Source organism: Pseudomonas sp. RT4P38 (assembly GCF_054897765.1).
The window spans coordinates 1,948,663-1,973,096 of record NZ_CM142703.1; the positions used below are offsets into that span (position 1 = coordinate 1,948,663).

General features: G+C 59.7%; 20 protein-coding genes. 16 read left to right on the plus strand and 4 right to left on the minus strand.

The genetic code is table 11. The features are described from left to right. Window positions 1-52: 52 nt before the first annotated feature. The 4 genes from ACYZT7_RS09020 to phhA form a co-directional block, all read right to left on the minus strand. Window positions 53-184: a hypothetical protein gene (locus ACYZT7_RS09020; protein WP_008156098.1), complete on the minus strand. Its 132-nt coding sequence runs from the start codon at window positions 182-184 to the stop codon at window positions 53-55. A 274-nt stretch (window positions 185-458) separates the two neighbouring features. After that, entirely contained in the window at window positions 459-1,652 is a 1,194-nt protein-coding gene (locus tag ACYZT7_RS09025; protein WP_462040756.1) for an amino acid aminotransferase, read from the minus strand. Then, window positions 1,652-2,008: a 4a-hydroxytetrahydrobiopterin dehydratase gene (locus ACYZT7_RS09030; protein WP_008030478.1), complete on the minus strand. Its 357-nt coding sequence runs from the start codon at window positions 2,006-2,008 to the stop codon at window positions 1,652-1,654. Before ACYZT7_RS09030 ends, ACYZT7_RS09025 begins: the two co-directional genes overlap by 1 nt. Before the next feature lie 103 nt (window positions 2,009-2,111). Next, a complete protein-coding gene (gene phhA, locus ACYZT7_RS09035; protein WP_462033954.1) occupies window positions 2,112-2,903 on the minus strand; it encodes a phenylalanine 4-monooxygenase in 792 nt (263 codons plus the stop codon). Window positions 2,904-3,183: 280 nt separating this feature from the next. On the opposite strand from phhA, the gene ACYZT7_RS09040 reads away from it, so the two are divergent. From ACYZT7_RS09040 to ACYZT7_RS09115, 16 genes are all read left to right on the plus strand, one after another. Next, a complete protein-coding gene (locus ACYZT7_RS09040) occupies window positions 3,184-4,743 on the plus strand; it encodes a sigma-54-dependent transcriptional regulator (RefSeq protein ID WP_462040757.1) in 1,560 nt (519 codons plus the stop codon). 320 nt (window positions 4,744-5,063) lie between these two features. Beyond that, a complete protein-coding gene (locus tag ACYZT7_RS09045; RefSeq protein ID WP_429512325.1) occupies window positions 5,064-5,804 on the plus strand; it encodes a flagellar basal body rod protein FlgF in 741 nt (246 codons plus the stop codon). A gap of 45 nt (window positions 5,805-5,849) precedes the next feature. Then, entirely contained in the window at window positions 5,850-6,635 is a 786-nt protein-coding gene (gene flgG / locus ACYZT7_RS09050; RefSeq protein WP_059407583.1) for a flagellar basal-body rod protein FlgG, read from the plus strand. Window positions 6,636-6,687: 52 nt separating this feature from the next. Beyond that, window positions 6,688-7,383 (plus strand): flagellar basal body L-ring protein FlgH, encoded by a 696-nt coding sequence (flgH, locus tag ACYZT7_RS09055; RefSeq protein WP_149418667.1) that lies wholly within the window; start codon window positions 6,688-6,690, stop codon window positions 7,381-7,383. 27 nt (window positions 7,384-7,410) lie between these two features. After that, window positions 7,411-8,499, plus strand: coding sequence for a flagellar basal body P-ring protein FlgI (locus tag ACYZT7_RS09060; RefSeq protein ID WP_282380812.1), 1,089 nt, complete (start codon window positions 7,411-7,413; stop codon window positions 8,497-8,499). 11 nt (window positions 8,500-8,510) lie between these two features. After that, complete coding sequence (gene flgJ / locus ACYZT7_RS09065) at window positions 8,511-9,812, plus strand: flagellar assembly peptidoglycan hydrolase FlgJ (RefSeq protein ID WP_462040758.1); 1,302 nt, start codon at window positions 8,511-8,513, stop codon at window positions 9,810-9,812. 23 nt (window positions 9,813-9,835) lie between these two features. Beyond that, on the plus strand, window positions 9,836-11,902 hold the full coding sequence (gene flgK / locus ACYZT7_RS09070) for a flagellar hook-associated protein FlgK (protein ID WP_462040759.1): 2,067 nt from the start codon (window positions 9,836-9,838) through the stop codon (window positions 11,900-11,902). A 13-nt stretch (window positions 11,903-11,915) separates the two neighbouring features. Beyond that, a complete protein-coding gene (locus ACYZT7_RS09075; RefSeq protein ID WP_462040760.1) occupies window positions 11,916-13,505 on the plus strand; it encodes a flagellar hook-associated protein 3 in 1,590 nt (529 codons plus the stop codon). Between the two features lie 126 nt (window positions 13,506-13,631). Next, window positions 13,632-17,207 carry a glycosyltransferase gene (locus ACYZT7_RS09080; protein WP_462040761.1) on the plus strand — a complete coding sequence of 1,192 codons (3,576 nt, stop codon included), beginning with the start codon at window positions 13,632-13,634 and terminating at the stop codon, window positions 17,205-17,207. A 183-nt stretch (window positions 17,208-17,390) separates the two neighbouring features. Next, entirely contained in the window at window positions 17,391-18,695 is a 1,305-nt protein-coding gene (locus ACYZT7_RS09085; protein WP_462040762.1) for an IS4 family transposase, read from the plus strand. 312 nt (window positions 18,696-19,007) lie between these two features. Further along, window positions 19,008-19,781 carry a glucose-1-phosphate cytidylyltransferase gene (rfbF, locus tag ACYZT7_RS09090; protein ID WP_462040763.1) on the plus strand — a complete coding sequence of 258 codons (774 nt, stop codon included), beginning with the start codon at window positions 19,008-19,010 and terminating at the stop codon, window positions 19,779-19,781. Further along, window positions 19,763-20,845, plus strand: a complete 1,083-nt coding sequence (gene rfbG, locus ACYZT7_RS09095) for a CDP-glucose 4,6-dehydratase (protein WP_462040764.1) — start codon at window positions 19,763-19,765, stop codon at window positions 20,843-20,845. Before rfbF ends, rfbG begins: the two co-directional genes overlap by 19 nt. Further along, window positions 20,842-21,402, plus strand: a complete 561-nt coding sequence (locus tag ACYZT7_RS09100) for a dTDP-4-dehydrorhamnose 3,5-epimerase family protein (RefSeq protein ID WP_462040765.1) — start codon at window positions 20,842-20,844, stop codon at window positions 21,400-21,402. The genes rfbG and ACYZT7_RS09100 overlap by 4 nt, the downstream gene beginning before the upstream one ends. Next, on the plus strand, window positions 21,399-22,625 hold the full coding sequence (locus ACYZT7_RS09105) for a methyltransferase domain-containing protein (RefSeq protein WP_462040766.1): 1,227 nt from the start codon (window positions 21,399-21,401) through the stop codon (window positions 22,623-22,625). The genes ACYZT7_RS09100 and ACYZT7_RS09105 overlap by 4 nt, the downstream gene beginning before the upstream one ends. Further along, on the plus strand, window positions 22,622-23,743 hold the full coding sequence (locus ACYZT7_RS09110) for a DegT/DnrJ/EryC1/StrS family aminotransferase (RefSeq protein ID WP_462040767.1): 1,122 nt from the start codon (window positions 22,622-22,624) through the stop codon (window positions 23,741-23,743). The genes ACYZT7_RS09105 and ACYZT7_RS09110 overlap by 4 nt, the downstream gene beginning before the upstream one ends. Further along, complete coding sequence (locus ACYZT7_RS09115; RefSeq protein ID WP_462040768.1) at window positions 23,740-24,405, plus strand: acetyltransferase; 666 nt, start codon at window positions 23,740-23,742, stop codon at window positions 24,403-24,405. Before ACYZT7_RS09110 ends, ACYZT7_RS09115 begins: the two co-directional genes overlap by 4 nt. Window positions 24,406-24,434 lie beyond the last annotated feature (29 nt).

A 24,434-nucleotide genomic window follows, 5' to 3' on the forward strand; every position in this document is an offset into this window, starting at 1 on the left:
GTGTGGAAAGCGCATGTTAGCGCTTTCCACACGGTCTGGCATTGCAGGTGAATCAGTCTTCGCTGTCGGCCTTGCGGCGTTCAGTGGCTTCTTTCGGTTCGGGCTGTTGGGCACCGGCTTGTTGCGTGGGCGTCTGCTCAGTTTCGTGCAGGCTTGGGAAGGGGAGATTAGGGATCTCGTGCATATCGCGCTCCTCGCAAAGTCTGTTGATAGATCTGGTAGATCCGCGCTTTTAAAAAAGCCTGGGAAGGATACAGCAGGAGAAAAGACAAATAGACTTTTATATCCATTTGTTGCGACGGATGGGGTTGTCTAGACAGGTCTGCAAGAGGGGGCAACGCAAAGCACTGTGGGAGCGAGCTTGCTCGCGATGGGGTCGTGTCAGTCGACATTAACATTGACGGACACCCCGCTATCGCGAGCAAGCTCGCTCTCACAGGGATTGCAGGTGCTTGAAGTTATTTGCAGACTTCGGCAATCGCCTCGGCCAACAAATCCAGGCGCGTTGCATCAATCCCGGCCACGTTGGCCCGACCAGTGCCCACCATGTAAACACTGTGATGATCGCGCAGTTGTTTGACCTGGTCCGGCGTCAATCCGGTGTAGGAAAACATCCCGCGCTGCACGCCGATGTGCGCAAAGCGCTCGCGCAACCCATGAGGTTCAAGGGCTTCAACCAATCCGCTGCGCAGTTGGGCGATACGCAAACGCATGGCTTCCACTTCGTCAGCCCAGAGGCTTTTCAGCTCGGGATCACCGAGGATGGTCGCCACCACAGCCGCGCCGTGATCCGGCGGAGTCGACCACAGGTTGCGAGCGATGTTGGCCAGTTGGCTGCGGATATCCACCAGCTTGTCAGCGGTTTTCGCGCAGACAATCAGCGCGCCGGTGCGGTCGCGGTACAGACCGAAGTTCTTCGAGCAGGAACTGGTGATCAGCACTTCCGGCAACGCGGCCGCGAACAAGCGGGTCGACCATGCATCCTGTTCCAGACCATCGCCGAAGCCTTGGTAGGCGAAGTCGATCAATGGAACCAGATCGCGACTGCGCACCACTTCCAGCACCCGGCGCCAATCGTCATGGGACAGATCGAAACCGGTCGGGTTGTGGCAGCAGGCGTGCAGCAGCACCACATCGCCCTTCGGCGCTTCGTTGAGTACCGCGAGCATCGCTTCGACGTCGAGGCGGTTATCGCTGCCGACGTACGGGTAATGACTGACCTTGACCCCGGCCGCCGCGAAGATGGTTTCGTGGATCGGCCAGGTCGGATTGCTCAGCCACACGCCACGGCCCGGAAGGCACTGAGCGATGAAGTCGGCACTCAAGCGCAGCGCGCCAGTGCCGCCCGGCGTTTGCGTCGCGCCGGTCCTTTGTTCGGCGATCAGCGGGGAATCGGCACCCAGCACCAATTCAACGATGGCCTTGCCAAACGCCGGTTCGCCGTGACCACCGATGTAGGTCTTGGTGGTCTGACGATCCACCAGGCGCTGCTCGGCGAGCTTCACTGACTGGGGAATCGGTGTCAGGCCCTGGGCATCTTTATAGACGCCCACGCCGAGGTCGAATTTGCGCGGGTTGGGGTCCTGCGCATAGGCCTCCATCAGGCCGAGAATCGGGTCGCCGGGTACTCGACCTATGGCGTCGAAATGCATTATTTGCGGCCCTCGGCGTCCTTGGCCACTTCGTCAGTGCGCGCGGCCATGATGAAGTCGTTGCGATGCAGGCCTTTGATCGAGTGGCTCCACCAGGTCACGGTGACTTTGCCCCACTCGGTGAGCAGGCCTGGGTGGTGACCTTCGGCCTCGGAGATTTCACCGACGGCGTTGGTGAACGCCAGCGCGTGTTTGAAGTTCTTGAACAGGAACACTTTTTCCAGCTGCATCACGCTGTCGCGCACTTCGATGTTCCAGTCAGGAATCTGCTTGATCAGTACCGGCAGTTCTTCGTCGCTGACCTGAGGGGCATCGGCGCGGCAGGCTTCGCAATGGGCTTGATTCAATGTGGACATGATGGGTTCCTGAAATCGAATGATTGGAAATCGGCTGCCAGTTCACCACGCTAAAGCAAAGCGTCGGTTCCTGACAGACTCACTTGATCGTAAAAGTCGCGGATCACGCAGCTTTTGGTTTTGGCGGAAATTTTGGTGCGCGCAAACCCAGCTGCATGCCTTGCTTGACCATACCCATGATGTCTTCGTGGGCGAGGTCGAACAGGCGCTTGAGGTTTGGCAGGGCAAAGTACAGCGGTTGCAGGATGTCGATGCGGTACGGCGTGCGCATGCATTCCAGCGGATCGAAGGCCTGATGCTCAGGTTCGTCTGACAGGCAGTAAACGGTTTCTTTCGGCGAGGAGAGAATGCCGCCGCCGTAGATGCGCAGGCCTTCTGGCGTGTTGACCAGACCGAACTCGATGGTCATCCAGTACAGACGCGCCAGATACACGCGTTCTTCCTTGGAAGCCTGTAGGCCAAGTTTGCCGTAGGTGTGGGTAAATTCGGCGAACCAAGGGTTGGTCAGCAGCGGACAGTGGCCAAAAATCTCGTGGAAAATGTCTGGCTCTTGCAGGTAGTCCAGCTCTTCGCGGGTACGAATAAACGTCGCCACCGGAAACTGCTTGTTGGCGAGCAATTCGAAAAAGGTCTGGAAGGGGATCAGTGCGGGTACCCGGGCAACCTGCCAGCCGGTGGTTTCACCGAGGACCTTGTTGATCTCACCGAGTTGCGGAATGCGGTCGTGGGGCAGACCGAGTTTTTCGATACCGTCCAGGTATTCCTGGCACGCACGACCCTCGATCACTTTCAGTTGGCGAGTGATCAGCGTGTTCCACACCGCGTGTTCTTCGGCGGGGTAGTCGATAAAACCTTGCGCATCGGGCTCGCGAGCCACGTATTGCGTCTGCTTCATGCTGCTCTCCTGCTAGGGGATTTCGTTCTTGTTATGTCCTGCTATGGACTTAGAAATACTCCAAGGTCTGCGGTGTTGCAGCAGGTGATTGGCATCGTGTGTAGGAGAATTCGCCAATTTTCGTAAAGTATTCGTTACGGTTTGGCGCTTGTCGCGCAGCTATTGAGATTTGCGGGTTTGAAACTGCGCACAGGTGTCACATAATCTTGACGACTAAGTTGGCGCCTGCGCAGAAAATTCCTGGCTCAGGCCCTCGATCACTCCTGTTTCGGGCCTTTATATGCGTATCAAAGTCCACTGCCAGAACCGCATCGGCATCCTGCGCGACATTCTCAACCTGCTGGTGGAGTACGGGATCAACGTCGCAAGAGGCGAGGTCGGCGGTGAGCATGGCAATGCCATCTACCTGCATTGCCCGAACCTGATCAACATTCAGTTTCAGGCGTTGCGTCCGAAATTCGAATCGATTGCCGGGGTTTTTGGCGTCAAGCGCGTAGGTCTGATGCCCAGCGAACGTCGGCACATGGAGCTCAATGCGTTGCTCGGCGCGTTGGAGTTTCCGGTGCTGTCGATCGACATGGGCGGCTCGATTGTCGCGGCCAACCGTGCCGCAGCGCAGTTGCTCGGCGTGCGGGTGGATGAGGTGCCTGGGATTCCGCTGTCACGTTACGCCGAAGATTTCGACTTGCCGGAACTGGTGCGCGCCAACAAGTCGCGGATCAACGGGCTGCGGGTCAAGGTCAAGGGCGACGTGTTTCTCGCCGACATCGCGCCACTGCAATCGGAACATGACGACAGCGAAGCCATGGCCGGCGCGGTACTCACGCTGCACCGCGCCGACCGGGTCGGTGAGCGCATCTATAACGTGCGCAAGCAGGAGCTGCGCGGTTTCGACAGCATTTTCCAAAGCTCGAAGGTGATGGCTGCGGTAGTGCGCGAAGCCCGACGCATGGCGCCGCTGGATGCGCCGCTATTGATAGAGGGTGAAACCGGCACCGGTAAAGAATTGTTGGCGCGGGCCTGTCATCTGGCCAGTCCGCGGGGGCAGTCGCCGTTGATGGCGTTAAACTGCGCCGGCCTGCCGGAATCCATGGCTGAGACGGAGCTGTTCGGCTACGGCCCCGGCGCTTTCGAAGGGGCGCGGGCCGAAGGCAAGCTTGGGCTGCTGGAACTGACGGCGGGCGGTACGCTGTTCCTCGATGGCGTCGGGGAAATGAGCCCGCGCTTGCAGGTGAAATTGCTGCGTTTCCTGCAGGACGGTTGCTTCCGTCGTGTGGGCAGCGATGAAGAGGTTTATCTGGATGTGCGGGTGATCTGCGCGACGCAGGTCGACCTGTCCGAGTTGTGCGCGCGTGGTGAGTTTCGCCAGGATTTGTATCACCGCTTGAACGTGCTTTCGCTGCACATCCCGCCACTGCGCGAATGCCTCGATGGTTTGACCCCGCTGGTGGAGCACTTCCTCGATCAGGCCAGTCGGCAGATCGGTTGCCCGCTGCCGAAACTGGCGCCGGCGGCGATGGAGCGGCTCAGTCACTACCATTGGCCGGGCAACGTGCGACAGTTGGAAAACGTGCTGTTCCAGGCCGTTTCCCTGTGCGAAGGCGGGACGGTCAAGGCCGAGCATATTCGCCTGCCGGATTACGGTGTGCGTCAGCCACTTGGCGATTTCTCGCTCGAGGGCGGGCTGGACGAGATTGTCGGGCGCTTCGAGAAGGCGGTGCTGGAGCGCTTGTACTCCGAGCACCCGAGCAGTCGGCAACTGGGCAAGCGGTTGGGGGTTTCGCATACGACCATTGCCAACAAGTTGCGTGAGTACGAGGTCGGCAAGAGCGAGTCATAGCGGGCATCTGCTGTGTTTGAACCGGCCTCATCGCGAGCAAGCTCGCTCCCACAGGGGATGTGTGAACACCGCAGATCCAATGTGGGAGCAAGCTTGCTCGCGATGGCGGCGGTGGCCGTTGCCCAAGGCCGACCCTTGCCACCAACCGGCATAACACCGCCGGTTTTTCGTCTTCGACACAATCCTCCAATCCCGCCTGTATCCCTCAAGTCCTTTGTTTGCCGGTCCCCGCACCGCCAGAAAAAAGTTGGTCTGCAAATTGCTTATGGCTCAGCAGTACAGCGGTGGGCGGCAAACGTCCGGCATGCAGAGGAAAGAGTGTGGACAAGTACCTATATGTGGCAATGACCGGTGCCAGCCAGAATGCACTGGCGCAGAAGGCTCATGCGAACAACCTGGCGAACATCTCCACCAACGGTTTCCAGAAAGACCTGGAGCAGGCTCGTTCGATGCCGGTGTTCGGTGACAGCTTTCCGGCGCGTGCGTTTGCCCTGTCCGAACGTCCGGCCACCGATTTCTCCCCTGGCGCATTGGTGGAAACCGGTCGTGACCTCGATGTCGCGGTGCAAGGCAATGGCTGGATCGCCGTGCAGAACCCTGACGGCGGCGAAAGCTACGTGCGCACCGGCAGCCTGAACGTCGACGCCCTCGGCGTGCTGCGGGCCGGCAACGGTATGCCGGTGATGGGCAATGGCGGGCCGATTGCCGTGCCGCCCGAGCAGCAAATCGAAGTGGGCGAGGACGGCACCATCAGCATTCGTGCGATGGGCGAAGGTCCTCGCGTGATGGCGGAAGTCGACCGCATCAAGCTGGTTAATCCTGACTTCAAGAACATGACCAAAGGCCTGGACGGTTCGATCCACACCAAGGACGGCAAGCCGGCGCAAGCCGATGCCAACGTCAAGCTGGTGTCCGGTTTCCTCGAGTCGAGCAACGTCAACGCCGTGGAAGAAATGACCTCGGTGCTGGCCCTGGCCAAGCAGTTCGAACTGCACATCAAGATGATGAACACCGCCAAAGAAGACGACCAGGCCATGGCTCGGGTCTTGCAGATCAGCTAATTATCAGAACGTCGCGCCGTAAAACAGGCGCACGAGGAGAATCGAATGCTTCCGGCTCTATGGGTTGCCAAAACAGGTCTGTCCGCCCAGGACACCAACCTGACGACCATTTCCAACAACCTGGCCAACGTGTCGACCACGGGTTTCAAACGTGACCGCGCCGAGTTCCAGGACTTGCTCTACCAGATCAAACGCCAGCCAGGCGCCCAGTCGACCCAGGACAGTGAACTGCCGTCGGGTCTGCAATTGGGTACCGGTGTGCGCATCGTCGGCACCCAGAAAAACTTCACCGCCGGCAGCCTGCAAACCACCGAGCAGCCGTTGGACATGGCCATCGACGGTCGCGGTTTCTTCCAGATTCTGCAGCCGGACGGCACCACGTCCTACACCCGTGACGGTACGTTCCACCTGGATTCCAACGGTCAGATCGTCAACGCCAGCGGCTTTGCCCTGGAACCGGCCATTGTCATCCCCAACGATGCCCAGACCTTCACGGTCGGTCGCGACGGCACCGTGTCCATCACCGTTACCGGCAACCCGGCATCCCAGGTGATCGGCAACCTGCAAACCGCCGACTTCATCAACCCGGCCGGTCTGCAGGCCGTGGGCAACAACCTGTTCCTGGAAACCGCTGCCAGCGGCGCGCCGCAAGTCGGCACCCCAGGCCTGGCCGGTTTCGGCACCACGCTGCAGAACACCCTGGAAACGTCCAACGTCAGCACCGTTGAGGAGATGGTCAACATGATCACCACTCAGCGCGCTTACGAGATGAACTCCAAGGTGATCTCGACCGCCGACCAGATGCTCTCGTTCGTAACGCAGAATCTGTAATCAAGTCTATGAGGCGGCCATGAGGTCGCCTGCAACACCGTGAGGTAGGGTCATGAATCGCTTTGTATCTGTTCTGGCACTGAGTGGGGCCGTCGTGCTCGCGGGCTGCGTTGCCCCGCCGCCCAAGCCCAATGACCCTTACTACGCCCCGGTGTTGCCGCGCACACCGTTGCCGGCTGCCGCCAATAACGGCTCGATCTATCAGGCCGGTTTCGAACAGAACCTGTACAGCGACCGCAAGGCGTTCCGGGTCGGTGACATCATCACCATCACCCTGAACGAACGCACCCAGGCCAGCAAGAACGCTAACTCGCAAACCGCCAAGAACAGCAAGACCGACATCGGCCTGAGCTCGTTTTTCGGTGGTGGCCTGAGCACCAGTGATCCAGTGGGCAGCGGTAGCCTGAGTCTGGACGTCGGTTACGAAGGTGACCGCGCAACCAAGGGCGACAGCAAGTCCGGCCAGAGCAACAGCCTGACCGGTTCGATCACCGTGACTGTCGCTGACGTGTTGCCCAACGGCATCATCGCCGTGCGCGGCGAGAAGTGGCTGACCCTCAACACCGGTGATGAGCTGGTGCGGATTGCCGGGCTCGTTCGCGCCGATGACATCGCCACCGACAACACTGTTTCGTCGACCCGTGTCGCCGATGCGCGTATCACCTATTCGGGCACCGGTGCATTTGCCGATGCGAGTCAGCCAGGCTGGTTCGACCGTTTCTTCCTCAGCCCGCTGTTCCCTTTCTAGGTGGCTACGTTGAACTTCAAACACCTGATGGTGGCCGCCCTGTTGCTGTCCGCAGCCTTCAACGCTCAAGCCGAGCGGCTGAAGGACATCGCCAGTATTTCCGGCGTGCGTTCCAACCAATTGATCGGTTACGGCCTGGTGGTCGGGCTTAATGGCACCGGTGACCAGACGACGCAGACGCCGTTCACCCTGCAGACGTTCAACAACATGCTCTCGCAGTTCGGCATCAAGGTGCCGCCGGGTTCAGGCAACGTGCAGTTGAAGAACGTCGCAGCCGTGTCGATCAGTGCCGACTTGCCGGCGTTTGCCAAGCCGGGTCAGCAGGTCGACATTACCGTAGCGTCCATCGGTAACTCCAAGAGCCTGCGCGGCGGCACCTTGCTGCTGACGCCGCTCAAGGGTATCGACGGCAACGTCTACGCGATCGCTCAGGGCAATCTGGTGGTCGGCGGTTTTGATGCCGAAGGTCGCGATGGTTCGAAAATCACCGTCAACGTTCCGTCGGCCGGTCGTATCCCGGGCGGTGCATCGGTTGAGCGTTCGGTGCCGAGCGGTTTCAACCAGGGCAATAGCCTGACCCTGAACCTCAATCGTTCGGACTTCACCACGGCCAAGCGCATCGTCGACAAGATCAACAACATGCTCGGCCCTGGCGTTGCCCAGGCCATCGACGGCGGTTCGATTCGTGTCAGCGCGCCACTCGATCCGAGCCAGCGCGTCGACTACTTGTCGATCATCGAGAACCTTGAAGTCGACCCGGGTCAGGCGGTGGCGAAAGTCATCATCAACTCCCGTACCGGCACCATCGTGATCGGCCAGAACGTCAAGGTTTCCCCGGCCGCCGTGACCCATGGCAGCCTGACCGTGACCATCACCGAAGACCCGATCGTCAGCCAGCCCGGCCCTCTGTCCAATGGGCAGACGGCGGTCGTGCCGCGCTCGCGGGTCAACGCTCAGCAGGAAGCCAAGCCAATGTTCAAATTCGGCCCGGGCACCACCCTCGACGAAATCGTGCGTGCGGTGAACCAGGTCGGCGCGGCACCGGGTGACTTGATGGCCATCCTCGAAGCACTGAAACAGGCCGGCGCATTGCAAGCCGACCTGATCGTGATCTGAGGACGACGACCATGGATGTGCGCAAGGGCGGTTTGGGTGTCAGCAGCAACGACTCGGGTTCCTATTCGGACTTGAATCGCTTGAACCAGCTCAAGGTCGGCGACAAGGACAGTGACGCGAACATGCGCAAAGTTGCGCAGGAATTCGAGTCGCTGTTCCTCGGTGAAATGCTCAAGTCCATGCGTTCGGCCACCGACGCGCTGGGCCAGGACAATCCGCTCAATACGCCGGCCGCCAAGCAATACCAGGAAATGTACGACCAGCAGTTGGCCGTTTCCATGTCCCGTGAGGGCGGTGGTATCGGTCTGGCTGACGTGCTGATGCGTCAAATGTCGAAGAATAAACCGTTGGCCCCCGGCGAGGCCGCTGCCGCGTCAGCCGCCAAGCAAGCTGCCGCGAAAGCCGCCGTGGAAACGCCGATTGCCGCCGGTACGGTCGCCACCAACGGGCCGCTGTCGCGCCTCAATGGCGAGCGTCCGTTGTGGGCTTCGCGTTCGGTGAAGTCGCCGGCAAATGCGGGCGAGGGCGCTCATCACAATGATATGGCGCTGATCAACCAGCGACGTCTGGCGCTGCCACCGAAACTGGCCGACCGCTTGCTCGCAGGGCTGGTGCCGTCGGCATCGACCACTGCCGCGACCGCCACGACGGCGCAGAACAACATCCAAATGCCGCAGAGCACCAAGACCGGTGCCGGCCCCCTGTACAACGGCGATTGGCTGGCTTCGCAAACGGATACGACATCCAGCGGGCGCCTGCAGGTTTATGGTCGTGCCATGGCGCAAATACCGCTGGCACCGGCGAAGAAAGCGTTCAGTTCCGCCGATCAATTCGTCAACACCATGCTGCCGATGGCCAAAGAGGCCGCCGAACGCATTGGTGTCGATCCGCGTTACCTGGTGGCGCAGGCCGCCCTGGAAACCGGATGGGGCAAATCGGTCATGCGTGCCCAGGATGGCAGCAGCAGCCACAACCTGTTCGGCATCAAAGCCAGCAGCAGTTGGAAGGGCGAATCGGCGCGGGCAATCACCAGCGAATTCAGGAATGGCGAGATGGTCAAGGAGACGGCGCAGTTCCGTTCCTATGACTCTTACAAGGACAGCTTCCATGACCTTGTGACGCTGCTGCAAACCAACAATCGCTATCAAGATGTTGTGAAGTCGGCCGATAACCCAGAACAGTTTGTGCGCGAGTTGCAAAAGGCCGGTTACGCAACCGACCCGGACTACGCAAGCAAGATTTCGCAGATAGCCAAGCAGATGACGAGTTACCAGAACTACGCTGCGGCGGGCGCTACCACCACGCCTCTATAGGCATAAGCTATAAGGTCTGAACCATGAGTTTGCTCAACATCGGGATGTCGGGGCTGTCAGCCAGCCAATCGTCGTTGATGACGACGGGTAACAACATCGCCAACGTCGATACCGCGGGTTACTCGCGTCAGCAGACCGTGCAGGGCACCAAAGCCTCGCAGCAGTTCGGCAATGTCTACATCGGCACTGGTACGACGCTGGCCGATGTACGTCGGGTGTACAACAGCTACCTTGATGCCCAACTGCAGACCACCACGTCGCTCAATAGTGATTCGGCCGCGTACCTGGGTCAGGTCACGCCGCTGGACAAACTGCTGTCGGACAGCGGCACCGGCCTGAACGGCGCACTGACCAAGTTCTTCGCCTCGGTACAGAACGTTAACGCCAAGCCGGGTGACGACGCTTCACGCCAGTTGCTGCTCAGCGATGCCCAGGCCTTGAGCAACCGTTTCAATTCGGTGTCCAGCCAGTTGAACGCGCAGAACGCGAACATCAATGGCAACCTGACGAACATGGCCGATCAGGTCAACAAACTGGCCGCCACCGTGGCGCAGTTGAACCAGAAGATTGCCGAAATTTCCAGCTCTGGCGGCATGCCGAACGAGCTGCTCGACGCCCGTAACGAGACCGTACGCCAGCTCTCGACCTTTACCGGCGCGCAGATCGTCGAACGCGAAGGCAACGTCGATATCTACTTGGGCAGCGGCCAGCCGCTGGTCATGGGCAACACCGTCAACAAACTCGAAGTCGTGCCGGGCAAAGACGACCCGAACCGGTTGGCGCTGCAACTCAATCGTGGTTCGAGCACTATCGATATCACGTCGATCATGACCGGTGGCGAAATCGGCGGTTTGCTGCGCTATCGCAGCACCGTGCTCGACCCGGCCATGAACGAACTGGGGCGTGTCGCCCTGGTCGTCGCCGATCAGATGAACAGCATCCAGGCCCAGGGCATCGACAAGAACGGTGACTTCGGTTCGAACCTGTTCAACAGCATCAACAGTGCCGCGCAGATGGCTCAGCGCAGCATCGCTTCCGGCAATAACAGCGTGGGGTCGGGCAACTTCGATGTCAGCATCGAAGACACTGGCAAGCTGACCATCAACGATTACAAAGTGACGTTCACCAGCGCCACCGACTACACCGTGCAGCGTCTGCCAGACAATTCGTCTATGGGCAGCTTCAGCACGCTGACCACGCCACCGCTGGTGATCGACGGTTTCTCCTTGACGCTTGCCGGTGGCACCGCGGCTGCAGGCGATACCTTCAAGATCACCCCGACCCGTAACGCAGCTGCCAATATCAAGACCGAGATGACCGACTCCAAGCGTCTGGCCATCGCGGCACCGTTGGGTGCGGCCATTGCGGCGAGCGGCAGTGGCAGCGGCACCCTGACGATCCCGGCCAGCGGTCAACCGACCCTGACCACCAAGTTCGATATCTACGACGCGGCGACCACCACCGCGATGCAGAACGGCCTGAAAAACTCCACGCCGACCAAGGTGGTATTTGGTGCGGTGTCCGCCGACGGCACCAGCCAGACCTACCAGTTCCTGGATGCCAAGGGCGGGTTGATCAGCAGCGGCACCATCAAGCCAGGTGAGAGCAATACCCTGAACCTGAGCATTCCGCTCAAGGATGCCACGGGTGCGCCGATCCCGCCTGCGCCCGCCACTCAGTACACCGCGGCCTTGAGCATGACCATCGCCGGCTCCCCGAGCAACGGCGCCGGGATCAACGTCTCGCTCAGTCAGCCGGGCAGTCTGGACAACCGTAACGGCACCGCACTGGCCGGCTTGCAGACCGCGCAGACCGTGGACACCGGCTCCGCCAGTAAAGGTATTTCCCTGAACGACGCTTACGGCAAACTGGTCGAAGGCGTTGGCTCCAAGGCCGCCCAGGGCAAGCTCGACAGCGCCGCGACCTCAGCCATCCTGGCGAACGCCAAAGGTGCGCGCGACTCGCTTTCGGGTGTCGACCTCGATGAGGAAACCGGCAACCTGGTCAAGTATCAGCAGTACTACACCGCCTCTTCGCAGATCATCAAGGCTGCGCAGGAAATCTTCAGCACACTGATCAACAGCATTTAAGGAGTCGTAGCCCATGCGCATTTCTACCGCCCAGTTTTACGAGTCCTCGGCTGCGAACTATCAGAAGAACTTCGCGAATGTGGTCAAGAGCAGCGAAGAGGCCAGCAGCCTGGTTCGCGTGAACACCGCTGCTGATGATCCGGTCGGCGCTTCGCGTTTGCTGCAATTGGGTCAGCAGGCTTCGATGCTTGATCAGTTCTCGAACAACATGACGACGATCAAAGCCACGCTTGGCCAGACTGAAGCGGTCATGACCAGTATCGGCAACGTGCTGCAACGCGCCAAGGAACTGGCCCTGGGTGCCGGCAACGCCGGTTATACCGATTCCGACCGTCAGGCCAATGCTTCGGAGCTCAGCCAGATCGAAGAGCAGCTGTTGAGCCTGATGAACACCAAGGACGAAAACGGCAAATACATTTTCTCCGGTTCCAAAGGCGATACCGTTCCGTTCTCGCGCAATACCGACGGCACCTACAGCTATAACGGTGATCAGGTCACGCTGGACCTGCCGATTGGCGATACCCAGTCGATGGCCACCAACAGCACCGGTTGGGCTGTGTTTCAGCAAGCCATCAACACCAGTCGCACGCAGACCACAATGACTTCGCCCTCGGCGCTGGTCGATGGCGGTCGCGTGGTGCTTTCCAATGGTCAGGTAGGTTCCGACGTGACCTACAACGCCAAATTCCGCAGTGGCGAACCCTACACTGTGAATTTCCTCAGCCCCACACAGCTGGAAATCAGAGACTCGACGGGTACCGACGTCACGTCCGAAGTCAGCGGGAACGGCGTGTTCAGCTCTACCGGCGGTGCGGCTACCCAGACGATCAGTTTCCGTGGCGTTGATCTGAAGTTGAACATCAACATGAAGTCTGGCGACGTTCCGGCGACCGTGTTCGGCAACGCCTACAGTTTCACCCTGGCGGCCAAGCCGGACAGCTTCAATGCGGCGCGCAGCCCAGGCAACCTGTCTACCGAAGTAGTCACCAATACGAGCATCACCAACAGTGCCGCCTACCACGCCAGCTTTCCGGAAGGCGGGGCGATTCTCAAGTTCACCAGTCCCACGGCCTTCGACTTGTATGCCGCGCCTCTGACCGCGAACAGCAAGCCGGTTTCCAGCGGCGTTCTGGCGGGCAACGTCGCCACCGCATCGGGTGTCGCCTTCACGCTGAGCGGCGTGCCGGCGCCGTCGATGCTTGCCGGTGACCAGTTCTCTGTCACGGTCAACACTCACCAGACGCAGAACGTTCTGGACACCGTCAACCAGCTGAAAACCGCGCTGTCGACGCCGACCAACAACGATCCGCTGGCCATTCAAAAACTCAACGCAGCCATTGGTTCGGGCATCGGCAACCTGGCCAGCGGCATTGACCAGTTGACCTCCGGCATCAGCTCCGTGGGTGGTCGCGGTGCGTCGCTGACGACTCAGACCGATATCAACCAGAGCCTGACGATGGCCAACACGCAGACCCAAGGGGCGATCCGTGATTCGGACCCGGCCACGGTGATGACCCGCCTGACCTTGCAGCAAACCATGTTGCAGGCCTCACAACTGGCGTTCAGCAAAATCGCTCAGTTGGGGTTGTTCAACAAAGTATGAGTCAAGGCCTTCGCGCTATGGGCACGAAGGTTCAATACACCCGAGTGCAAACCGTCATTTTTCAGCGGTTCAGGGCTGCTCCACTCGTTCCAGAGTGAGCGCCCGCCGCTCGCGAGTTCCCCTGTCGTGAAACCAACTCCTCTTGTCAGCATCGCCATTCCCGCCTACAACCCGCTGTACTTTCAGGCAGCGCTGCAAAGCGCTCTAAATCAGACCTATGCGTCGCTTGAAGTGATCGTGTGTGACGACAGCGACAGCGACGAAATCCATGAGCTGGTCCAGGCCTGCACGGTGCCGAAAACCGTGACATTGCGTTATGTGCGCAATGAACAACACCTCGGGTTCAAGGGAAATCTGATGGCCTGCGCCGAGCAGGCAACCGGGGAGTACCTCAAGCTTCTCTGTGATGACGATCAGTTGCTGCCTGAGAGCATTGCCCGTCAGGTGCAGGGTTTCATTGACCATGACGACGTGAATCTGGTGATTGCTCAGCGTCAGTATTGCGACGGCGATTACCTTCTGCTTCCCGAGCGTCTGGAGAACTCCAGCTTTGTCTCGGGAGATACGCTGTTCAAGGGTGAAGACCTGCTGGATGTGCTGGAAAGCACGGCCATGAACTTCCTCAGCAATTTGAGTGGCGCTCTGATGCGTACTCATCAGGTGCTGGAGTATCTGCCCGCATTGACCCAGGTCGGCGAAGGGTTTGTCGCCCGTCTCGATTTCGCCTTGTTTGTCTGCCTGTTGCGTCGTGGCAATCTGGCGGTAATGGGACAGGTGCTCAGCTTCGAACGCTTGCACCCGGCGCGCATGAGCAATCAATTGGAGGTCCAACAGGCCGTGGCGGTCGAGCTCGGTTGGCTGACCCAAATGCTGGCGGTGCGCAGCGGCGAACCGGCGCCAGCGCCGGGACATGTGCGCTATATCGATCTGGCCAGTGCCGCCCTCGGTGAACCGTATGACTGGGAGGAAATGCCCCTGAGTCGTTCGCTGGGCTTTACCGCAACCATGATCCGTTCACGGGTCGGTGAAAACTGTGACAGCTTTGTCGATGTATATCAGCAATGGCTGGCCTGTCGAACCCTGAATCCGGCCCAGCAGCGCCTGCTGCCCACGCGCCTTGCGTCGTGGTCATGGCGCCCGCGAATTGTTCCTGTGGTGATTGATGCCGACGCCGACGAAGCGGCACTCGGCGTCACCCTGGACAGCATCGAACGGCAGGTCTATGTCGCTGAAACGGTGCGGGTGCTCTCCAGTGAAAAGCGTACCGGTGCCCAGGCAGGCAATTTGATCCGCGTGGGCTTGCAGGGCGATGGCCTTGAACAGCTCAATGGCCTGATGCAGACGGACAGTGCGGACTGGTTCTATCTTCTACGGGCCGGTGATCGCCTGAATGAACTGGCCTTGCTGCTTTTGGCCGAGCGAATGGTCGAGAGCGCCGACGCGCTGTGTATCTACAGCGATGAAGGCGGCTTGCGCAATGATGTGTCGGTCGAGCCGATCTTCAAGTCCGATTTCAATCTGGACCTGTTGCGCAGTTATCCCTATATCGGGCGGACACTGGCCATTCAGCGCCAGCGCTTTGTCGACGCAGGCGGCTTCAACCCGGACTTCGGTGAACTCAGCCCACATGATCTGGTTTGGCGGCTCGTTGAAAACCATGGCGCACATGTCATCGAGCATGTCGCCCAAGTACTGGTCGAGTCCTCGTTCGGCCTGTCGCAATGGCTCGCTCTGTCGCAGGTGACCGAGCAAAACCCCCGTGTGCTGACCGCGCACCTTGATCGTATCGGTGCTGTACACGAGGTCCGGCAGGGCAGTGTGCCGCTGATCAACCACATTGACTATCAGCATGGCGTTCAGCCACTGGTGTCCATTGTGGTAGTGACCCAGGATCAGCTCGGTCGGCTTCAACGTTGCATCGAAAGTGTGCTGGAGCACACGGCCTATGCTCACTACGAATTGTTGATCGTCGACAACGCAAGCACCTCGATCGAAACGGGGAACTGGCTGGCCGCCATGTCGCAAATGGGCGGCGAAAAACTGCGCGTGCTGCGCTGCGATTACCCCGATAACCCGGCAGCGGCGCAGAACTTCGCCGTTGCTCAGGCGCGCGGCGAGTATGTGCTGTTGCTCAGCCCCGATAGCCTGATCGTCAACCGCGTCTGGCTTGGGGAGTTGCTGAATCACGGCTTGCGTCCGGAGGTGGGAGTCGTCGGTGGCCGAATGGTCAGCCCTCAGGGGCGTATCGAAGGTTCGGCCCTGGTGCTGGGGATGCGTGGCCCTGTCGGCGTACCTTGGCGCGGGGAAGTGATGACTGCCTCGGGGTACATGCAGCGCCAGCAGGCGGTGCAGAATTTAACCGCTGTGAGCACTGAATGCCTGCTGATCCGTAAGCAGGTATTCGATGAGCTTCAGGGGTTTGACGAGCATGCCTTTCCCCACATGCTCAACGGTCCGGACTTCTGTCTGCGCGTCAGGCAGAAGGGCTATCTGGTGGTCTGGACGCCCTATGCCGAAACGGTCAGGGTGACTGCCGAGGCGCCGAGCGGTTCGGTGGTGTCAGAGCTGGTGTCTGAGCAGAAGCGTTTTTATCAGCGTTGGCTGCCGATCATCGCCAGAGATCCGGCGTACAACGTCAACCTGAGCCTCAACACCAATAATTTCAGCCTTGAGCCGGGTTTCAAGAGCGACTGGAATCCGTTCGCCCATCACCTGCTGCCGCGGGTGCTGGCGATTCCGATCAATGAGACTGCAGTGGGTCATTACCGCGTCACCCAACCGTTTCTCGAGCTGGAAGCTGCGGGTCAAGTGCTCGGTAATCTTGCGTTCCATACACCTTCGGACATTGAGCTGGAACGCCAGTCGCCCGACGTCATCATTCTGCAAGGGCGCTACAGTGAGGGCGCAGTGAATGAAGTGGAGCGGGTCAGAAACAGCTCCCGGGCGTTCCGGATCTTTGAGCTCGATGACTATGTCATCGACGTTCCGAAGAAAAACGCTCACGTGCGCAAGGCCATCGTTGGCGTTGAGCAGATTGTGCGGCGTGCGATCGGGCTGTGTGACCGGGTGGTGGTGTCGACTCGGCCGCTGGCCGATGCTCTCAAAGGCATGCATGACGATATTCGCGTGGTGCCGAACATGCTCGCTCCGCATCTGTGGACCGGCCTGAGCAGCCAGCGACGTACGTCACGTAAGCCGAGAGTAGGTTGGGGTGGGGGGACCAGTCATGATGGGGATCTGGCGATCATTGCCGATGTCATTCGCCTGCTGGCGGATGAAGTGGAATGGGTGTTCTTCGGTATGTGCCCACCGGCACTCAAGCCTTTCGTACATGAATTCCATCCCGCCGTTGGCCTGCAGGCTTACCCCGCCAAACTGGCGAGCCTGAACCTTGATCTGGCTTTGGCGCCGTTGGAGTTTCATATCTTCAACGACTGCAAGAGCAACTTGCGCCTGCTGGAATATGGCGCATGCGGTTACCCGGTGATCTGTACGGACACTGAGGCTTATCGCGGTTACTTGCCGTGTACCAAGGTGGTGAGCAACAGTACCGAGGAATGGCTTGAGGCAATTCGTATGCACCTGGCTGATCCGGACGCGAGTTATCGCATGGGTGACGCGCTGCGTGAGGAAGTGCTGCGCGACTATATGCTGCGGGGGAACAATCTGAATTATTGGGCTGAGGGTTGGTTGCCGAACTGATTCGGGGGTTCTTTTGCGATTGGGGGGCATATCCGTTGCTGCGGTAGTGGCGGCTAATGGTTCCGCCCTTACGGCCATCCCTTTCAAGGTCTTTGATAAAATCCTCAAAACTCCAGTCAGGACGGCGAGACGATGTGGGCAGAAGTTTTAGCGCGGTTCGAGAAAAAAGCGCCGGCCAGTGTCATGGCCAAATTGGTTTTGGAGCAGGCCGTTGCGGCAGAGTGGGTTGATCAGGTGTTCGAAGAACATCGTCAGCGCCAGTACCCGCGCGAGCTTTTGTTTTCGACCATTATTGAGCTGATGTCCCTCGTTTCACTGGGTTTGCGACCCTCGCTACATGCCGCGGCGCGGCAGATGGAAGATCTTCCCGTCAGCTTGGCGGCGCTTTATGACAAGGTCAGCCGCACGGAGCCCGCGCTGCTGCGTGCGTTGGTAGTCGGCAGTGCGCAACGCCTGGCTCCGACGATTGAAGAATTGGGCTGCTCGGCCATTTTGCCTGGCTGGCAACTGCGGGTGGTTGACGGCAACCACCTGCCTTCCAGCGAAAAACGTCTGGGCGCGTTGCGCCGTGAACGCGGTGCCGCCCGGCGTGGTTTTTCCGTTGTGGTTTATGACCCTGATCTGGACCAGGTCGTCGACCTTCAGCCCTGTGAAGATGCCTATGCCAGCGAGCGCGTCAGCGTGCTGCCCTTGCTGGAAAAGGCCCGCGCGGGTCAGCTGTGGATGGCTGATCGACTTTACTGCACGCTCCCGGTCATGGAGGCCTGCGAAGAGACCGGGGCCTCATTCATCATCCGCGAACAAAGCAAGCATCCACGCCTGCTCAAGGAAAGCGAATGGCAGGAGCCTGTCGCGGTCGAAACCGGCAGCGTGCGCGAGCAAATCATCGAAGTAAAAGGTGGGCGCCAGTGGCGGCGTGTCGAACTGAACCTGCGAAATCCCACCGAATCCGGCGACACCACGCTGCTGTTCTGGAGCAACTTGCCCGCCACCATCAGCGCAATGCAAATCGCCGATTTGTACCGTCGGCGCTGGAGTATTGAAGGGATGTTCCAGCGTCTGGAATCGGTGCTGGACAGTGAGATCGAAACCTTGGGCAACCCCAAGGCCGCCCTGCTTGGATTTGCGTCCGCTGTGTTGGCTTATAACGTTTTGTCCGTGCTTAAGCGCAGCGTCGAACAGGCTCATCGCCAGACCCAGCCTGAAGATTGGGAAGCATCGATCTTCCACCTGACGGTACAGGTACGCAGCGGTTACGAGGGCCTGCAGATCGCCTTGCCGCCAGAGCACTTAGCCATCCCGATCCGCTCAGGAGGGCTGGCTCAGCACTTGCTGGCGCTGGCTAAAAACATCCCGCCCAAATCCGTCGCCAAAAGCAAACGAGGTCCGAAGGTGCCTAAACCCAAGGAATGGCTGGAAGGCAAGGCAGTGAATGCTCACGTGTCGACAGATAGGGTGCTCAAGGCCGCCAAGGTCAAAAGACCTTGAAAGGGATGGCTGTAAAAGCGAAACCGTAATCAACCGTTACCGCAGAAACGGATATGTACCCCAACCCAACCCAACCCAACTCCCCAGCAAACCAAACAGCATCACCTATACCACGCGTTTTTCCGTTTCAGCACCCACCCACCGCACTGAAAGAGCTGGCGCGTTTCCTGCAAGTCCCCCCGATATCGCCATAAAACGAGCACTTCCGGTGAACCCAGAAGCGCCCTGAGCGGCATTGAAGGTTTTATCCAGAAGGCCTGCAAAAGCTTGATACAGCTTGGCTGAGCCCTGTGACGAACAAGAGGGGAGACGATGAAGGCAGTTATTTTGGCGGGCGGCCTGGGCACGCGCATCAGTGAGGAGTCGCACCTCAAACCCAAGCCGATGATTGAAATCGGCGGCAAGCCAATTCTCTGGCACATCATGAAGCAGTACTCCGCTCACGGGATTCATGACTTCGTGATTTGCCTGGGTTACAAGGGCTATGCAATCAAGGACTTCTTCGCCAACTACTTCCTGCACACCTCTGACGTCACCTTCGACATGTGCAACAACCGCATGGACGTTCACCAGAACTACAGCGAGCCGTGGCGCGTCACGCTCATCGATACCGGTGAAGAAACCATGACCGGTGGCCGTTTGCGTCGCGCCAGCCGCTATCTTGAAAACGAAGAAGCGTTCTGCTTCACCTACGGCGACGGGGTGTCCGACTTGAACATCGGTGCTCTGGTGGATTTTCACCTGACTCATGGCAAGCAGGCCACGGTCACGGCGGTGCAGCCACCCGGCCGCTACGGTGCGCTGGATCGTGAGGGCGATCAGGTGTTGGGGTTCACTGAAAAACCGCGCGGTGATGGTGGCTGGATCAACGGAGGCTTCTTTGTGTTGTCACCCAAGGTTCTGCCACTGATTAGTGGCGATGAAACCTCGTGGGAGTCAGGCCCTCTCGACGTCCTTGCCGAGCGGGGTGAGTTGATGGCCTTCCAGCACGATGGCTTCTGGCAGCCGATGGATACTCTGCGCGACAAAAACCATCTCGAGGCGTTGTGGCAGACAGGGGAGGCCCCATGGAAGCAATGGGACTGAGCCCGGAATTTTGGCGCGGCAAGCGAGTGTTGTTGACCGGTCACACTGGTTTTAAAGGCAGTTGGCTGACGTTGTGGCTGCAAAGTCTGGGCGCGAAGGTCAGCGGGTTTTCGCTTGATCCATCCACCGAGCCGAATCTGTTCGGCCTGGCGCAGGTGGCCGAAGGCATAAATGATCAGCGCGGCGACCTGCGTGACTTGGGCGCCCTGCTGGAACTGATCGCCGATACCCAACCAGAAATCGTCCTGCACCTGGCGGCTCAGCCCTTGGTACGCGAAGGTTATCGAGACCCGCTGGGGACGTACTCCAGCAACGTCATGGGCACCCTCAATCTGCTCGAAGCGGTCCGTCAGGTCGGCGGCGTGCGTGCGTGCGTGCTGGTGACCACCGACAAGGTTTACGCGAACAAGGAATGGCTGTGGCCGTACCGCGAAGACGAAGCCCTCGGCGGACACGATCCTTACAGCAGCAGCAAGGCCTGCTGCGAGTTGCTGGCGCAGTCTTACGCCGCTTCGTTCTTCCCGGCTGAAAAGTATGCCGAGCACGGTTTGGCCCTGGCCACAGCCCGGGCCGGCAACGTATTGGGTGGTGGCGACTTCGCGCCGGAACGGTTGATTCCCGACGTACTCAAGGCTTGGTCCGCAAACGAGCCCGTGACCCTGCGCTACCCGCAAGCCGTGCGCCCCTGGCAGCACGCGCTGGAACCACTGGCTGGTTACCTGCAATTGGCCGCCGGCCTCTATGAAAAAGGTCCCGAGTTTGCCGGTGCCTGGAACTTCGGCCCGAGCGAAGCGGACATGTGCAGCGTCGGCGAAGTCGTCGAACTGCTCGCCAACCGCTGGCCACAAGCGCGCGGATTGCGCATCGAACCGAGTGATCTGCACGAAGCAGGCCTGTTGCGCCTGGACAGCAGCCGCGCCCGACAACTGTTGGGCTGGCAACCGCGCTGGTCGTTGCAGCAATGCCTGACCCAGACCCTCGATTGGCACCTGGCCTGGCAAAACGGCGACGACATGCGTGACGTCACCTTGGGCCAGTTGAACCTGTACCGGGGCGCGCTGTGAGCGAATTTTTGTTGAAAGCGCTGCCGCTGACGGGCTTGTTCAGCGTGCAGCACAAACGCTTCGAAGACGATCGCGGGCACTTCGCCCGGTTGTTCTGCGAGGGCAGCCTGAGTGCCTTCGGCCAAGCGTTTTCCATTCGCCAGATCAACCATTCCTGCACCCGCGCACGCGGGAGTGTGCGTGGCTTGCATTACCAGAATGCCAACGCGCCGGAAGCCAAGCTGATCACCTGCCTGCGCGGTGAAGTTTGGGATATGGCGGTGGACTTGCGGCCCGACTCCGCAACGTTCCTGCACTGGCACGCTGAACACCTGCGCGCTGGCGACGGTCGCAGCCTGCTCATTCCTGCCGGATTTGCCCACGGCTTCCAGACCCTGACCGACGACGCCGAATTGCTTTATCTGCACAGCGCCGACTATGCGCCGGAGCACGAAGGCGGTTTGTCGGTGAACGATCCACGGCTGGCGATTGCCTGGCCGTTGCCTGTCAATAATCTGTCGGCCAGGGATGCCAGCCATCCCTTTCTCGATGAACGCTTCGCTGGAGTGCGTCTATGAACTGTCGTGGTTGCGGTACTCCTTTGGCCTTGCCGCTGATCGACCTCGGCACGTCGCCGCCATCGAACGCCTACGTACGTGCCGATCAGCTGGAACAGGCCGAACAATGGGTGCCACTGAAGGTCGCGGTGTGTCAGCAGTGCTGGTTGGTGCAAACCGAGGATTACACCCGTGCCGACAGCCTGTTCGACGCTGAGTATGCTTATTTCAGTTCGTTTTCCAGCACCTGGCTGGCGCATGCCGATCGCTACGTTGCCGAGATGGTCGAGCGCTTCGGCCTGACCGCCGACAGCCGTGTGGTGGAAATCGCTGCCAACGACGGTTACCTGTTGCAGTACGTCGTCGGTCGCGGCATCCCTTGCCTGGGCGTTGAACCGACCCGCAGCACCGCGCAAGCGGCGCGCGAAAAGGGCCTGGACATCCGCGAGTTGTTCTTCGGCCGTCACACCGCTGCGCAATTGGTCGGCGAAGGCTGGTCTGCGGACCTGATGGCTGCCAACAACGTATTGGCCCACGTGCCGGACATCAATGATTTCCTCGGCGGCTTTGCGACCTTGCTCAAGCCGACTGGCGTGGCGACGTTCGAGTTTCCGCAACTGCTGACGCTGATGGCCGGGCAACAGTTCGACACGCTGTATCACGAGCACTATTCCTACCTGTCCCTGACCGCCGTGCATACATTGTGCGAACGCAACGGTCTGGAAGTGTTCGACGTCAGTCAGCTGTCGACCCATGGCGGTTCGTTGCGGGTGTTCGTGCAGCGTGCTGACGGGCTTCGTCGCGAAGTGCAGCCCGCGGTTGCGCTTCAATTGCAGGCCGAAATCGTCGCCGGGGTGAAAACCCCCGAGTACTACACGACCCTTGCGCCAGCCGCCGAGGGCATCAAGCACCAATTGCTGCGCTTTCTGTTGCAGGCGAAAGCCGATGGCAAACGAGTGGTCGGTTACGGCGCCGCTGCCAAGGGTAACACGTTGCTCAACTACGCCGGGGTCAAGCCTGATCTGTTGGCCTGGGTCGCCGACGCCAATCCGCATAAACAGGGCAAATTTTTGCCTGGCAGCCGGATTCCGGTGGTTTCACCCGAGCGTATCGCCCTCGAACAGCCCGACTACATCCTGGTTCTGCCATGGAACCTGTTGACGGAAATCACCCAGCAATTCGCCTCGGTCAAAGAGTGGGGCGCACAGTTTGTCGTTGCCGTTCCGGAGTTGAGTATTCAATGAGCAGAATTCACTACACAAAACCGAGTGTCGGCGAACTGGAAGCCCGGTATGCCCTGGATGCCGTGCAGAATGGTTGGGGCGCGCGTTGCTACGAATACCTGACGCGTTTCGAGCACGGGTTTGCCGAGCACCTTGGTGCGACCTACGCCATCGCGACTTCAAGCTGCACCGGCGCGCTGCACATGGGCATGGCGGCGCTGGGCATCGGCGCGGGTGATGAAGTGATCCTGGCCAACACCAACTGGATCGCTTCGGCGGCACCGATCACGTATCTGGGCGCTACACCGGTATTTGTCGATGTTCTGCCAGATAGCTGGTGCCTGGATCCGCAACTCGTCAGGCGTGCAATTACCCCCAAGACCAAAGCCATTCTCGCGGTTCACCTTTACGGCAACCTGTGTGACATGGATGCATTGTTGGCGATTGGTCGCGAACACGGTATTGCGGTCATCGAAGACGCTGCCGAAGCCATCGGCTCGCAGTGGCGCGGCAAGGCTGCCGGTTCGATGGGGGCGTTCGGTGCGTTTTCATTCCATGGCACCAAAACCATGACCACCGGCGAGGGCGGCATTTTCGTTACGTCGGATAAAGCCTTGTACGAGCGTGTCCTGACCTTGTCCAACCATGGTCGTGTCGCGGGCAGCACCAAACAATTCTGGCCGGAGTTCATTGGCTACAAATACAAGATGAGCAACTTGCAGGCTGCCGTCGGCTGCGCTCAGCTCGAGCGGATCGATGAGCTGATCGAACGCAAACGGACGATATTCGCCAATTACGCCCACGCGTTGTCATCGCTGTCGGGGGTTTCGCTGAACCCGGAACCTGCCCATGCGCGCAACGGTTACTGGATGCCCACGGTGGTATTCGATGCCGGGACCGGGATTCATCGCGACGAGATGATCGCCGCGTTCCAGGCTGCCGATATCGACGCCCGGGTGTTCTTCTGGCCACTGTCGTCGTTGCCCATGTTCAGCGAGCACGTGGTCGACACACCGGTTTCGTTTGCCTTGCCGGAGCGTGCGTTCAACCTGCCGAGTTATCACGACATGACGAACGCCGATCAGGCACGCGTGGTGGATGTGGTACGTGCGCTGCTGGCAAAAAGGCAATCGCTGTGAAGATGTACTTGCTGGGTGCGGCGAACCCGGAAGCGGTGCGCATGCTGCACGCGGTGAAGCGCAACACGCCGAACGTCGAGTTTGCGTTTCTGGACAATGACCCGGGCAAACAGGGCACTTTGTTTTATGGCGTGCCGGTTATTGGCGGTTCCGGGCTGGTGAGTGAACTTAAAGGGCCGGACGTGTGTTTCGTCAACCTGATCACCGGCAGCACCCGACTGCGCTACGAGACCACCCGCCAACTGGTCGAGGCCGGTGCCACGCTGGGCCAGTTCGTCCACCCCTGCATTGACCTGACCATGATTCGCATGGGGCAGGGCAGTTATTTGCAGGAAGGCGTACTCATGCAGGCCGAGGTGACGCTGGGCGACAACACTAGCATCAGCGCCGGTAGTGTGGTGGGGCATGAAGGCCAGATCGGCCACTCGGTGTTCATGGCGCCCGGTGTGTGCATCGCCGGTTGCGTGGAGATTGGCGACGGAACATTTATCGGTACCAACGCCACCATTCTTCCGCGGTTGCGCATCGGTCGCTGGGTAACCATCGGCGCCGGTGCCGTCGTCACCAAAGATGTCCCGGATTATTCAGTCGTGGCGGGCAATCCCGCCAGGATCATCAAGACCAACGTGGTGCCTTACCCCGACGGTAGGGTCTTCAAGTAACCCGTTTCCCTATTTTTTTGGAGCGTTGC